Genomic DNA, 13,320 nt, shown 5'->3' on the forward strand with positions numbered 1-13,320 from the left:
GAGAGGATTCGATTCTGTGACGAAGCAACGATCGTCGCGGCGTGGCCTGTGGCGGTGGGTGATACCGGTCGCGGCGACGGCACTGGTGTTGGGACTCGCCGCGACCACGGCGCTGCGGCTCCCGGATCGGATCGTCGATGCCACCGACGACCACACGGGCGCCGCGTGGGGTGCCGTGGTCGACGAGACCGGTGCGCCGATCGCAGGTGCGTCTGTGCAGTCGGGTGGTGCGGTGGTCCGTGCCGACGCGAAAGGCGAGTTCTCGCTGCCACTCCCGGCTCCGGCACTGGCATCGGCGACCTCGGCGGGGCATCTGGCACGGACCCAGGCGGTGTCTCCCGGCGAACCCACCCGGATCGTGCTGACCTCGCACGCCGACGAGTCCACGGCGCTGCGCTTCGGCGGTGACGTGATGTTCGGAGGTCCGTTCACCCAGAACCGCAGCGGTACAGCGGCGCCGTTGGTGCACAATGCATCCGCCGGGGCCCGGGCGGATTTGCTGTCCGGGGTCGCACCGCTGATGGACGATGCGGATCTGTCCATGGTCAACCTGGAGACTCCGTTGATCGATGATCCGGGTGACGCGTCGACAACTCCGCGTCCGCGACGGTTCCATCCGACGAAACCGAGCGTGGTCGCCTCCGCCACGGCGTCTGCGCAGGCGTTGCGGATGTCCGGCGTCGACGTCGTGTCCCTGGCCAACGATCATGTGTTCGACGCGCTCGGGCCGGGTCTCGACAGCACGATGTCGGCACTCGACGACGCGGGTGTCGTCCACTTCGGTGCGGGTCGCGACGAGGACGAGGCCTGGGCCCCGGCGATCGTGCCGCGGCGGCACGGGAAAGTGGCGTTCATCGGGTGCACGACCGTCGACGGGGAACGCACGCCGGTGCCGTACGTCGCCGACGACCACCGACCCGGCGCGGCCGAGTGCACGACGAAACGGATCGAGCGTGCGGTCCGCGGTGCCCGTGCCCGAGCGGACACGGTCGTGTTCGCGATCCACGGTGGTACGCAGTACAACCGGCAGCAGTCGCCGACAGTGCGTCGCATGTCGGATGCGGCGGCTCGTGCCGGTGCGGCCATCGTCGTCGGGGGACACCCGCACGCCACTGGCGGGCTGCGCACCGTGGGGTCCACGGTCGTCGCCGAGTCGATGGGCAACCTGCTCTACGAGCCGTCGCGGTGGTCGTCGTCTCCGTCCGGGCTGCTGCGTGTCGACGTGCGTGGTGGCCGGGCCGTGCACACCACGTCGGACCCGTTGATGATCGCCGACTCCCGTCCGGTGCCCGTCGTCGGCGCGCTCGCCGACTCGGCGGCTCGTATCGCCGCGGGCACGGTCGCCGGAGCGGCCCGTCTGCGCGGGCCGGGTGCCGAGATCACGGCCGCACCGTCGGCGCCGCCGCGGGTGGTCGACACGGCGTTACCGCCCGGGGTGCCGCAGCGCCTCGCGCCCGGCTGGTTCGTCGGTACGGCACCGGACGGTGTCCGCGTCGGAAACGATCTGCTGTGGGGCTCAGGCAGGTTCGAGGCGCAGGATGCCGATCCCGGCACCCGCGGGGTCGAGTTGTGGCGGCTCGGCCGCGCCGCGCGGGTGAGCACCTCGGCGGCCTGCGCGGACACCAGGGACCCGGATGTCGAGGGCGACGGAACCGCCGACGGGCGAGGTCTGGAACTGGTGCGCAGCCCGAAAAGCACCAAGGATGTCTTCGCCACCACGAGTAGTCGCATCGACACCGAACCGGGCCGCCGGCTCTCCCTGCTCGCAGCCGTTCGGTCGGCGTCGCCGGGCTCGACACTCGAAATCCGTTGGTACGGTGCAGCCATGGGTAAGAGCATCGGTTCGCAGACAGTCGAGATCGGCGAGGGAGACCACCCACGCGGCGATTGTGCCCAGGTACGAATCGACGCGGTCGTACCGCCCGGCGTGGTGGCGGCCCAGCCGTTCGTGCGGCTCCGTCCGCCCGACGATTCGCTCAGCGGACCGTCGTTGGCGATCGACGACGTGCGACTCGTCGACTGGGCGCCATCGGGCACCGCGGGCCGCGGATTCGATACCGTGGAGAGGACCGGACCGGGAACGGTTCGCTTCACGGGGGACAGGTCCTACGGTCGCGGGCCCCTGATCGGAAACGGATCGGGGAACCAATGAGATTCGACGTCCGGCGGCCGACCTGGTTCGGATTGGTCGCCGTGCTGACGGGAGTGGTGATGGTCGTGTCGGTGGCAGGTTGTGCCCAGCCGTCGGCGGCCGACGAGCCCGAGCAACTGTCCGACCTGGTGGCCCGCGTGGTCAAGGCGTCGCCGGATCGGGATTCGGCCACCTACCGGCCGCCGTCGCGCGACATCGCACAGTCGATCGCGGCCGGTGTCTCCGAATTGTTGAAATCTGGTCACGCGGAGTTGGGTCGGTATGAACTCGAGACGGTTTCGGTGTCCGGTCAATCCCGCACCGACAGTCCCGGTCGGATTCTGGCGCTCGTGGAACGCGGGGACCCGACCGACGGGAACGGGCTCTATGTGGCCCGCGAACGGCCGGCGGCCGAGTCGCCACTGATCGTTCAGGTTCCACACCCTGTCGCAGACCAGAAAACCGAACTCATGGGGACCCAACTGTTCTCCGAGACCCAGGCGCGTCTGTTCATGATGGCCGGGGCACACCGTCGGGCCGGCGACGACAGCGCCGACGTCGCTCATCGCACCGACACCACATTCGCGGCGGTCAGTGACGCGGTGGTGCAGAAGGGGACCACAGTTGTGCAGCTGCACGGCTTCTCATCTCGCGACCACGACGACGACTACGGTGACGTGGTGCTGTCGAGCTCGGTGCCCACACCGTCGCGTTCGGTTCGCCGGCTCGCCGCCGACCTCGAGGACCACGGCTTCGACACCTGTACGTACGACGGCAAGAAGTGTCGCGCACTGGGTGCGACGACCAATGTGCAGGCGGTGGCGGCACGTGCACGCGGCGCCGATTTCATCCACATCGAGGTGAATCAGAACATCCGCAAGGATCGCTCGGAGCGCCGCGACCTGATGCGGGTCATCGCGGACTCACTGCGCGACTCCGGGATCGGGTGAGACGGGAGATGCCGGAGTCGCCGCGGCGGGCGTGATCCTCTGACACCATGGGGATATGGACCGTCTCGCCGTCATCGCCGCCGAAGCGCAGCGGCTTGCCGAGGTGGTCGCGGGGGTCGACCCCGCGACGCGGTGTCCGACCTGTCCGGACTGGACGGTGGCGGATCTGCTGTGGCACGTCATCGAGGTGCACACGTTTTGGGGTGCAATCCTCGCGGACAGGGTGACCGATGCGGCCGAACTCGCGAACGTCGAGCAGTCCAAGCCGAGTCGTCCGGACACCGTGCCCGAGATGCTCGGGCTGCGTGCCCGGATGACCGCACGGCTCATCGAGCAACTCGAGAAACGCGATGATGCCGAACGCTGCTGGTCGTGGTGGCCCGACGACCAGACGGTCGGATTCACCAGACGCATGCAGACCTACGAGGCGACGATGCATCGTGTCGACGCCGAACTGGCCGCAGGCGTCACCGTGAACCCGATCGCGGTGGCCGTCGCCGAGGGGGCGATCGACCACGCGGTCGATGTCATGTGGGGCGCGATGCCCGGCGGTGCGCGGTACACGAGCGCCGGGGTCGTCGAGTTCGTCGCGGTGGACACCGGGCGCCGCTGGCAGGTCGAGGTCGGCCGGTGGGCTGACGACGGCGGCGCTGAGAGTGCGCCCACCGAGGGGGCACGGGCAACAAGGGCGGGCGTCGGTGAACCGACCGCAACAGCCGCCGCGCGGACCGTGGACCTGGCGCTGTGGGCATGGACACGCGGTGGCGTCGCGCAGACCGACGGCGACGGCGGGACGCTCGCAGCGCTCGACGCCGTGGTGACGCAAGGAATGTAGGTACGTCCGGCTCGGGTGGCTCACCGCCGGCCGAGCAGCCGGCGCATCCCTTCGGTGGCGCCGCGGACGAGCTCGTCACGGGGAAATCCGCTACGTTTCTGTGCCGCTGTGTAATTGCCGCCCGCCACCCACACCGGGCCATCGGCGAGATGCTGTAACCCTTCGCGGGCAACGTCTTCGGGCTCGGCCACCTTCATGCCCGGGGCGTCGAAGTTGAGACCGGCCCGCTGCATCGCCGGTGTGCGGGTCACTCCCAGCACGAGTTCCACCACGTGTACACCGTGGGGTTCGAGTTCCACCCACAGTCCTTCGGCGAAGACACGGCCGAACGCCTTCACGGCGGAATAGATGCTCTGGTTCTCGGCACCCATGTACCCGGCGAGCGAACCGAGCAGCATGATGCCACCGCGGCCACGGTCCTTCATCGCGGCGCCGAAATGGTGGCACAGTTTCAGCTGCGAGGTGATGTTCAGGTCGATCACCCCCTGGAAACCCGCCAGGTCACCGGTGACGAACTCGTGGCCGTAGCTGTTGGCGCCCGCGTTGTAGATGAGCAGTCCGACGACGAGATCGTCGGTGATCTCCCGAATCCGTTCCAGCGCATCGGGAGCACGCAGGTCCAGCGAGAGTGTCCGGACCTCGACACCGTTGCCGCGGGCCTTCGCAGCCGTGTCCTCGAGTGGTCCGGGGCTGCGGGCGATCAGCACCAGATTGATTCCGGCGCTGCTGAGTTGGTCGGCGAAGGCCGCACCGACACCTTCCGAGCCGCCTGCGATCACCGCCCACGGGCCGTACTGATTCGTGTCGATCACGGTCGTGCTCCTCTGCATCAGTCCCTGCTCTCGCCGAAGGTCGCACCCTCGTCGCCGGCGATGCGGTGTAGTCGCTCGAGTTGTTCGCAGTAATGATCCGCCGAGCGGGCTGCGATCGAGACGTTCGCGATGGTGGCACCGACGTCGCGCAGCCGCGACAGGGCACGGCCGGTCCGTGCACGGTCGGTGGGATCGAGTGGTGTGCCCGTGGACAGCACGACCTCGAAGGTCGGCGGCACGGTGACGCGGGTCAGCATGGTCTGCAACTCGGCGGGACCCAACCCGAACGGCACCCAGCCGTCACCGTGCTCGAGACCGCGACGCAACGAACGCATGGTGCGGCCGCCGATCCAGAAGGGAACGCGGGGTTGCACCGCATGGGGTTCGATCACGACGTCGCGATAGTCGTAGAACGCGCCGTGATGGCTCGGGGTCGCGGTCGACATCGACCCGCGCAGGGCGACCAGCGCGTCGTCGGCCCGTGCACCTCGATCGGCGAATGATGCACCGAGCAGATCGAATTCGGCTTCGAGTGATCCGACGCCCAGACCGAGGATCAGGCGGCCACCGCTGACGCGGTCGAGGGTTCCGTAACGTTTGGCGATGGCCAGTGGGTGGTGATAGCCGAGGACGACGACCTGCGTGGCGAGCCGGATGCGATCGGTGCGTGCGGCCAGGAATCCCAAGGTGGCCAATGGATCCCAATAGGTTCCGCCGCGTTCGTGCGCCACCTCGACGGGTACCGCGACGTGTTCGCTGCAGGTGAGGTGGTGAAAGCCCAATCGGTCGGCGAGTGCTGCGATGTGGGCGAGGTCGTCGATCGTCGCGTCGGATTCCCAGGCCTGTCTGGTGGACGGATGCGCGACGACGACGGGTGTGGCGATTCCGATGCGCATGCGTGGTTGCCCTCTGGTCGTGGACCGATCTCGTCGCCGGTCGTGTCGCGGTACCGGCCTCTGGCGAACCTAGCAAATGCTTGCTTGTGGTGAAAGCGAAGCGGGGGCATCGATGTCGTCGTGCGCAGGGCGCCTGCTAGGTTCCAAGTATGGTTAGGCTTAGCTTTGCTAACGATCGACCGGTGACGCGTGGGCCCTACCTGACCGCGATCGACGGCGATCCGATGCACCATTCGGTGACGATCGTCGCGCACACGGGTGACGACGTCGGTCGCGTGCTGTTCGTCGGCAACCGCATCTTCGACCGCGAGCGCCTCGGCGACGGATTGCTGCAGCGTGTCGACGGCACCGATCAACGGGCCCTGACGCTGCTGCTCGACGCCGATCATCGGGGGTCCTATCAGCTGGCCTTCGAGACCGATGGGGCCCTCGGCTCCGTTGCGGACCTCGCAGCCCGCGCCGACGCCGACCCGCTCAACCCCGATCGCATCCCGATGCGGTGGACGTCGGCGCAGGCCAGCGTCCTCGAGTTGCCCGGAGCTGCGCCGAGCCGCTGGAGCCCCGTCCCCGCCGCCACGCCACGCGGGTTGACGACGACGATCCGCTGGGGTGGCGATGATCTGGTGAGCGCCCGCGACGTGTACCTCTACCGAACACCGACGGACGAGGTCGAGACCGGTGTCCTCGTCCTGTCCGACGGCGACATGTGGTTCGGGAAGGCGGGACTCGCGCGGCAACTCGACGCGATGGCCGCAGCGGGTGACATCGGAGGGTTGACGGTCGTCGCACCGAGCGCGGTGGACGTCGCGACCCGGTGGGCCGAACTCTCCGCGCAGGACGGATACGCGGATTTTCTTGCTGCCCAATCTGTTCGGTTCGCGACGGAGCTCGGGCCGGTGTCCGATGCGCCGGAGCGGTGGGCGATCGCGGGGCAGAGTCTCGGTGGGCTGACGGCCCTGCACACCTCGGTCCGTCACCCGGACGTCTTCGGGCGGGTCATCGCACAGTCACCGTCGCTGTGGTGGCGCCCGGGGTCGCCGCACCGGGTGCGCCTCGACGCCGGACCGCCGTGGCTCGGCAGCCATCTCGCCACGGCCGCCGCGCACCAGAGGTTTCGCATCGACGTCGGGTCCTACGAGGGGCCGATGGTCGACCTCGCGCGACAGGCCGAGGCCGTGCTGGTCGAGGCAGGCGCCGGTGTCGAGGTCACCGAGTACCGCGGTGGCCACGACCACGCCTGCTGGCGCGTCCACCTACTCGATTCCATCAAGGAGTTCTTCTGTGTCTGATGCCCGTCACTCGCTGAGCGCTGACCTCGGTGATCCACCCGATCGGGTGGATTCCGGTTGTCGGAACACCGGCCGAAAGACACGAGTACGTCGACGGACCCTGGCCGCGGTGTTCGCCGCCGTGGCCCTGTTCTCGACCGCGACCGCTTGCGGCACCGACGACGGCGCCGCGGACACCGCGACCTCCACGAGGTCGATCACCGACGCCCAGGGAAGAACGGTCGACGTGCCGTCGGAGGCGAAAAGGGTTGTCACGCTGAGTGAACCCACGATCGACGCGGCCGTCGCGCTGGGCGTGGAGCCGGTGGGGATCACCGCGGGGCGCGGCCAACAGGGCGCGCCGACCTACATCGCCGACCGGGTCGACGGGGTGCCGGTGGTCGCGACGGTCGGGGCGGCGAACCTCGAACAGATCGCCGGACTGCGTCCCGATCTGATCCTGCTGGACGAGACGACCTCGGCGAAGAAAAACGTCGATCAATTGGCGGCCATCGCACCCACCGTGGTGACCGCCGAACTCAAGGCCGATTGGCGCCAGGCATTCCTGAACACTGCCGACGCACTGGGCAGACGGGGGCAGGCGCAAGGAATCCTCGCGTCGTTCGATGAGAAGGTCACCGATGTCAAAGGCCGTCTGGGGCCTGACGCCGGTGCCTCGGTGAGCGTCATCCGATGGCAGAACGCGCAGCCGTCGACGATCGGTCAGGCCTACGGACATGTCGGCATGACCATCGCCGCACTCGGGTTGACGCGTCCGCAGGCCCAGCAGGGAGACGGGCCGGGGCACAGTGTGCCCGTGAGTCCGGAGCTCATGGACGACATCGATGCCGACTGGATGTTCTTCGGTACGTTGGGCGACAAGGCATCCGGACAGGCCGCGCTCGACGAGGCGAAGACTCTGCCGACCTTCGCGCGGTTGACCGTCGTCGGCAACGACCACGTGCGAGCCGTCGACGGCTCCGCCTGGAACAGCGCGGGCGGACCGATCGCGGCCGGATTGGTGCTCGACGACCTCACCACGGCGATGGCCGCCGGTTGATCGCCCGGACGTGACCGCACGCGGTCCATCTGCTGACCATCGAACCGTCAAAAACCTGAACACAGATCCAGAATTGCTGCTTGGATTGACCCAGCCGGCCGGTTCGCCCGCCTCGGTGGGTCGCCACGCGTCACCGCGACCCACCGACGGTGCGGCGTCTCGGATCACCGATGTGCGGGGGAAGGTGCGATGGGGGACGACACCGGTCACGATGATGGCGCGTTCACGCGACGAATGCTGTTGCAGACGGCCGGATTCGCCACGATCGGGGCGTTCGCCCCGGCAGTGGCGACCGCGGCGCCCTATTCACCGCCGTTGGATCACGAACAGCCGACCGTCCCGGGTATCCCGTTCTTCAGCCACCATTCGCCGCGTCTGACCCCGTTCGTCGACGAACTGCCGCGACTGCCGACGGTGCGCGCACCGCGGCGCCTGGTGGCGGCCGACGCCCTGCACCGTTTCCACCGGGACCTCGACCCGGCTCCCAGCCTCGGGTTCGGTGGTCTGACCCATCACGGCCCGACGATCGAGACCGATGCCGGAGACGAACCGGCGATCACCTTCGTCAACCGGTTACGACACCATCCGATGAGCATCGACGTCGATCCCACCCTGCACGGGGCAGCCGAGATCGACCGTCACCGACCCCCGTTGGTCATCCATCTACACGGCGCTCCCAACCGGCCGGCCGACGACGGCTATCCGACCTCGCCGTTTCGCCTCGGCCGGTCGGTGACCTACCGCTTCCGCAATCCTGCCGAGGCGGGGCCGCTCTGGTATCACGACCACTCGATGGGTACGACGAGGTTGAGCATCTACGCCGGGTTGAGCGGTCACTACCACGTCCGCGACGAGTGGGACACCGGGCACACCGACAACCCGTCGGGCCTGCCCGCGGGTGAGTACGAGACCGCACTCATCATGTGCGACAAGATCTTCTATCCGGATGGCCGGTTGCGCTACGACAACACACCCACCGTGGCGCCCGGCCACTGGTCGGGTGGTCTGGCCGGTGACACGATGGTCGTCAACGGCAAGGCGTGGCCGCAGATGACGGTGGATCGCGGGCTCTACCGGTTCCGCATCCTCAGTGCCAGCCAGCTCAACGATTATCGCCTGAGCCTCTCCGACGGTTCGCCGTTCTGGGTCATCGGCAGCGACGGTGGACTGCTCGACGCCCCTGTCGCGGTGCGCGCACTGACGATCTCGGCGGCCGAACGTTACGACATACTCGTCGATTTCGGCGACCGACGGCCCGGTGAGAGTGTCGAGCTGATCAACACGATGCAGATCTCGTGGGCCGGACAGGTCAACGGCGCCACCGTGATCCGTCCCGTCATGCGGTTCGACGTGAGTGCCCGACGTGGCGCGTATCGGCGGGTGCCGGATCGGTTGCGCGGAGGTCTTCGCCGGCCGAAACCGCTGCCTGCGGTGCGTTCTCACGATGCCGACCGGACCAGGGTCGCCACGCTCAACGTCACCTTGAATCCGCAGAACCCGTCATGGCTCGGGGTGCTCGCGATGAATCTCAACAACGTCGGATTCCACACCGGCGACTTCGAACATCCGGTACAGGGCACCGTCGAATGCTGGGATCTCGTCAACGCGGATGCGACGATGCAATCGCATTCGACGCACCTGCATCTCGTCGCGTTCCGTGTCGTCGGGCGCTGGGATTACGACAAGGTGCGCTACCTCGCCGAGAATCCGCCGCCGGTCTTCGGGACCCGTTGGACGCCGAAGCCCTATCGGTACATCACCGGCCCGCAGTTCGGGCCTGCGCCCTACGAAACCGGGTGGAAGGACACGGTGCGGTGCCCACCCAATCAGATCACCCGAATCCTGGTGCGTTGGCCGACCGCGGCAGAACTCGGCTTCGACCCCGACGCACCGTTCCGCGGCCACAACGGCGAAGCGTTACAAGGCTATGTGTGGCACTGCCATCTGACCGACCACGAGGACAACGAGATGATGCAGAGGTTGCGGGTGGTCGGCCCGCACCGGTCAGATCCGGGGCGGGCGCCCCGCGGCGATGTCGACCAGCGCCCGCACGTCCACGTCGCGAGCTCGGCGCCGCGCCGCGACGGCCACGTTGTCGGCAGGCACCAACAACCGTAGGCCGCGTGGATGGCTGCGGAACCGTAGCGGTGTGGTGAGGTCGAGGGCCTCTCCGTCGACTCCGGCGAGCGCGTGACCGCTGCGCGAACGCACCTCGAAGGTCTCCGCGGTGAACTCATGCCAGAACGGGCTGGATCGTCGGAGGCCGATGGCCGATCGCATCATCAGGCGAGCGGCTTCGGCCCCGGTCGTCGTGGACACGGAGATGACACCGAGCGTCCCGGTGTCCAGACGATGCCGCGACGCGACGTCGGGGGTGGCGGTACCCGCATACGGGTTGTTCGACACCAGGATCAGGAACGCGCCGTCGACGTCCGCACCGGTGGGGCTGGTGAACTGGAGGTCGAACGGGCGGGACGTATGCCCCAACAGATCGGGCAGCACCGTCGCCGCGGTCTGGGCCTTCTCGGCGCGGTACGACTCTTCGGCCACGATCGTCGCGTAGACCCCCAGGGACACGTTGTTGACGAACAGGCGGCCGTTCACGGTTGCGTGGTCGACACGGCGTTCGACACCGTCGACGAAAGCGGCCAAACCCTGTCGCGGATCGTCACGATCGAGCCCGAGATCCTGTGCGAAATGGTTGCGCGTGCCGGCACTCACGCAGACGAACGGCAGATCGTGCTCGACGGCCACCGACGCGACCAGAGCCTGGGAGCCGTCGCCTCCCGCCATGCCCAGGCAGTCCGCGCCCCGGGACACCGCGTCGCGGGCGAGCTGCTCGAGGTCGTCGTCGGAGCCCAACACCACCGTCTCCACACCCAATTCCTGCGCGGCCGCGACGATTTCGAACCGCTCGACTTTGCCCCCACCCGATCGGGGATTGCAGATCAGCACGGGGCGTGCCGGGCGCTGTCCGGTTCGGATGCGGTCCAGCGCGTGGAGGTCGGGGATGAGCGCGTGTCGCGCACACGCGGTGGCCACTGCGAGGACGAGAGCGATGGCGAGCAGACGCATGAACATCGCGTCGCCGGCCGAGAATGCCTGGGCGAGTGCGATTCCGATGACCGTCAGACCTGCCACCACGCCGACGATGCCGAGGATACGTCGCGTCTGACGCTCGGTGACCACCCACCACGCACCCGCCACCGCGAGCGCGAGTCCGACGAGTGCGACCACGATGTCGAATCCACGATGGACGACGAACACCACGATCATCAGTGTCGACACTCCGGCGGCGACCAGGGCAATGGCCGCGGTCAGTCGGCGGGCTGTGCTCGGCGGTGCGAACGGATTCGGTGTGGGCACTTCGCGAATCGGGTGCGGGTCACCGCGGGGTGAGCAGGAACGACCGCGCACCGGCCACCCACGCAGCGTGCAGGTCGTCGGGATCCGGTGTGCCGTCCGGACCGACGGCGATCTTGTTGAACGAGGCGAACTGTGCGTTGTCGCGACAGATCACCCCGTAGTGCTCGACCACGGTGGGTTCGTCGCTGAACACCTCGACATCGGCGGTACGTTTCGCACCCAGGTATCGGATCTCCAGCGGTTCGCCGGTACGCAGATTGCGTCCCCAGCCGAACGGGGAGCCGATGAGCAGTTTCTCACCATGCCGGGTGTAGGCGACGGGGATGCTCATGTGCCGACCGGACTTTCGCCCCACCACGTAGAGCGTCACCAGTCGGCGTCCGATACCGCGACTGACCCCCGGCGTTGCCAGGAGTGCCAGCACGATCCGGTTGGTCACCTTTTGCAGCTTCATGGGCTGTGCCCGTGGGGGAGTGGGGCCCGTCACCTTGGTCAGAATACACGCTGATCACCGGTTCGAACTCGACGATCGCCGCGGAATCGGTCGTAGGATCGAGGGCGATGTTCCACATCGGTACCTCTGGCTGGCAGTACGCGGACTGGCGGGACCGGTTCTACCCGGCCGCGCTACCGCAGCGACGATGGCTGGCTTATTACGCCGAACATTTCGGCACGGTGGAGGTCAACAACACCTTCTACCGCCTGCCCGAACGAGACACGTTCGCGGCATGGGCTCGAGACCTGCCGAACGGGTTCACGATGACGGTCAAGATGAGCCGGTATCTGACCCACGTCAAGCGGCTGTCGGAGCCGGCGGAACCTGTTGCGCGATTCCTCGAGCACGCGTCCGGTCTCGAAGAGCACCTCGGGCCGATCCTGATCCAGCTGCCACCGAATCTGAGGGCGAAACCGGAGGCGCTCGACGACACGCTCGGACAGTTCCCCGCGTCGATACGCGTGGTCGTCGAACCACGACACGACTCGTGGTGGTCCGACGAGGTCCGTGAGGTCATGGCAGACCACAATGCCGCTCTCTGCTGGGCGGATCGGCGCAGTCGGCCGATGACACCGTTGTGGACGACGGCCGATTTCGGCTATCTGCGCCTTCATGAGGGCCTCGCGTCACCTGCCACGAGCTATGGCGTGCGGGCGCTGGACACATGGCGAGAGCGACTCGAGGAACGGTTCGACACGGATGCCGACATCTACGTGTACTTCAACAACGACACCGGGGCGGCCGCGGTGGACAACGCAGTCACGATGCGGCGGCGAACCGATCGCACCGAGCGGCGGCGGTGAGCCGACGCCAGGCAAGCTGAAAGCCAGCTGAAACCGGCCGATCGCCAGGCGGACGACATCGGCATAGCGTCACAGTGTGTCGGGGTCGCAACCTCAGGAGGAATGATGACTCTTCCGAAACTCCGCACCGTGCTCGCAACGGTCACGTCGGTGATCGCCGCCGGGACCCTCATCGGGGTCGCCCCGACGGCCGGTGCTGCACCGCCCGCTCGTGATGTCCAGTCGCTGCGCGTGCACGGCGACATGGAGATCGCGCCCGGCGTGCACGTCCTGCGCATCCATGCGATGGCGGTCCGGACTGCAGGCAAGACCATGGGCTGGTACGAGGCCACCATGCTCGACGGACGCAATCCGACTGCGATCACCGTCCGCGGTCCGATCACCTGCCTGTACACCCGCGGTGGTACCGCGTCGCTGGTCTACCCGATCACCGGCACGACGCCCGAGGTGTTGCCCCCGGGCGCGCGGGGCGCGGCCGCCGTACAGATCACGGTGCGCGAGGGCGTTCGTGGCGGCCCGGATCATGTGGGTGTCATGGGACCCATGGCGACCTCGGCGTTCGTCGGGTGCAATCCGGGGGCGACTCCGTTCGTCTTCGACGGGCAGATCGCGATCGACGAACCGATGATGATGCGCTGACACGGGTCCACCCCGATCGGGCTGCCGATGGGTCGGTCTGTCGTGTCAGGTCGGGCCGTCAGTG

General features: G+C 67.9%; 12 protein-coding genes. 8 read left to right on the top strand and 4 right to left on the bottom strand.

The genetic code is table 11. From position 1 onward, the window contains the following. Nucleotides 1-16: 16 nt before the first annotated feature. The 3 genes from AAFP35_RS22425 to AAFP35_RS22435 are packed head-to-tail and all read left to right on the top strand — an operon-like array spanning nt 17 to nt 3,916. Complete coding sequence (locus tag AAFP35_RS22425; RefSeq protein ID WP_419223869.1) at nt 17-2,152, top strand: CapA family protein; 2,136 nt, start codon at nt 17-19, stop codon at nt 2,150-2,152. Beyond that, on the top strand, nt 2,149-3,081 hold the full coding sequence (locus AAFP35_RS22430; protein ID WP_419223870.1) for a hypothetical protein: 933 nt from the start codon (nt 2,149-2,151) through the stop codon (nt 3,079-3,081). The genes AAFP35_RS22425 and AAFP35_RS22430 overlap by 4 nt, the downstream gene beginning before the upstream one ends. A gap of 55 nt (nt 3,082-3,136) precedes the next feature. Next, nucleotides 3,137-3,916 carry a maleylpyruvate isomerase family mycothiol-dependent enzyme gene (locus tag AAFP35_RS22435; RefSeq protein WP_419223871.1) on the top strand — a complete coding sequence of 260 codons (780 nt, stop codon included), beginning with the start codon at nt 3,137-3,139 and terminating at the stop codon, nt 3,914-3,916. A 20-nt stretch (nt 3,917-3,936) separates the two neighbouring features. On the opposite strand, the gene AAFP35_RS22440 is transcribed toward AAFP35_RS22435, so the two are convergent. Together AAFP35_RS22440 and AAFP35_RS22445 are read right to left on the bottom strand one after the other, a co-directional pair. Beyond that, nucleotides 3,937-4,728 carry an SDR family NAD(P)-dependent oxidoreductase gene (locus tag AAFP35_RS22440; RefSeq protein ID WP_419223872.1) on the bottom strand — a complete coding sequence of 264 codons (792 nt, stop codon included), beginning with the start codon at nt 4,726-4,728 and terminating at the stop codon, nt 3,937-3,939. A gap of 17 nt (nt 4,729-4,745) precedes the next feature. Beyond that, nucleotides 4,746-5,624 carry an LLM class F420-dependent oxidoreductase gene (locus AAFP35_RS22445; protein ID WP_419223873.1) on the bottom strand — a complete coding sequence of 293 codons (879 nt, stop codon included), beginning with the start codon at nt 5,622-5,624 and terminating at the stop codon, nt 4,746-4,748. 182 nt (nt 5,625-5,806) lie between these two features. Here AAFP35_RS22445 and AAFP35_RS22450 point away from each other — a divergent pair, with 182 nt between their 5' ends. The 3 genes from AAFP35_RS22450 to AAFP35_RS22460 all read left to right on the top strand — a co-directional run bounded on the left by AAFP35_RS22450 (nt 5,807) and on the right by AAFP35_RS22460 (nt 10,070). Continuing rightward, nucleotides 5,807-6,913 carry an alpha/beta hydrolase gene (locus tag AAFP35_RS22450; protein ID WP_419223874.1) on the top strand — a complete coding sequence of 369 codons (1,107 nt, stop codon included), beginning with the start codon at nt 5,807-5,809 and terminating at the stop codon, nt 6,911-6,913. Then, nucleotides 6,906-7,952: an ABC transporter substrate-binding protein gene (locus tag AAFP35_RS22455; protein WP_419223875.1), complete on the top strand. Its 1,047-nt coding sequence runs from the start codon at nt 6,906-6,908 to the stop codon at nt 7,950-7,952. The genes AAFP35_RS22450 and AAFP35_RS22455 overlap by 8 nt, the downstream gene beginning before the upstream one ends. Nucleotides 7,953-8,141: 189 nt before the next feature. Continuing rightward, entirely contained in the window at nt 8,142-10,070 is a 1,929-nt protein-coding gene (locus tag AAFP35_RS22460; protein WP_419223876.1) for a multicopper oxidase family protein, read from the top strand. Here the strand turns inward: AAFP35_RS22460 and AAFP35_RS22465 are convergent. Both AAFP35_RS22465 and AAFP35_RS22470 read right to left on the bottom strand, forming a co-directional pair. Then, entirely contained in the window at nt 9,957-11,318 is a 1,362-nt protein-coding gene (locus AAFP35_RS22465; RefSeq protein WP_419223877.1) for a diacylglycerol/lipid kinase family protein, read from the bottom strand. The two genes, AAFP35_RS22460 and AAFP35_RS22465, sit on opposite strands and share 114 nt — an antisense overlap. A gap of 19 nt (nt 11,319-11,337) precedes the next feature. Further along, nucleotides 11,338-11,805: a hypothetical protein gene (locus AAFP35_RS22470; protein WP_419223878.1), complete on the bottom strand. Its 468-nt coding sequence runs from the start codon at nt 11,803-11,805 to the stop codon at nt 11,338-11,340. Nucleotides 11,806-11,879: 74 nt separating this feature from the next. On the opposite strand from AAFP35_RS22470, the gene AAFP35_RS22475 reads away from it, so the two are divergent. Then, entirely contained in the window at nt 11,880-12,617 is a 738-nt protein-coding gene (locus tag AAFP35_RS22475) for a DUF72 domain-containing protein (protein WP_419223879.1), read from the top strand. Nucleotides 12,618-12,722: 105 nt separating this feature from the next. After that, entirely contained in the window at nt 12,723-13,256 is a 534-nt protein-coding gene (locus AAFP35_RS22480) for a hypothetical protein (RefSeq protein ID WP_419223880.1), read from the top strand. The last annotated feature ends 64 nt before the right edge of the window (nt 13,257-13,320 follow it).

The sequence above is a fragment of the Gordonia sp. CPCC 206044 genome, assembly GCF_048537895.1.
GTDB lineage: Bacteria > Actinomycetota > Actinomycetes > Mycobacteriales > Mycobacteriaceae > Gordonia.

Excerpts from the sequence above, each read along its gene's own strand:
- AAFP35_RS22430 (WP_419223870.1), top strand. The coding sequence starts at position 2,149 with ATGAGATTCGACGTCCGGCGGCCGACCTGGTTCGGATTGGTCGCCGTG.
- AAFP35_RS22445 (WP_419223873.1), bottom strand. The coding sequence starts at position 5,624 with ATGCGCATCGGAATCGCCACACCCGTCGTCGTCGCGCATCCGTCCACC.
- AAFP35_RS22435 (WP_419223871.1), top strand. The coding sequence starts at position 3,137 with ATGGACCGTCTCGCCGTCATCGCCGCCGAAGCGCAGCGGCTTGCCGAG.
- AAFP35_RS22480 (WP_419223880.1), top strand. The coding sequence starts at position 12,723 with ATGACTCTTCCGAAACTCCGCACCGTGCTCGCAACGGTCACGTCGGTG.
- AAFP35_RS22475 (WP_419223879.1), top strand. The coding sequence starts at position 11,880 with ATGTTCCACATCGGTACCTCTGGCTGGCAGTACGCGGACTGGCGGGAC.
- AAFP35_RS22460 (WP_419223876.1), top strand. The coding sequence starts at position 8,142 with ATGGGGGACGACACCGGTCACGATGATGGCGCGTTCACGCGACGAATG.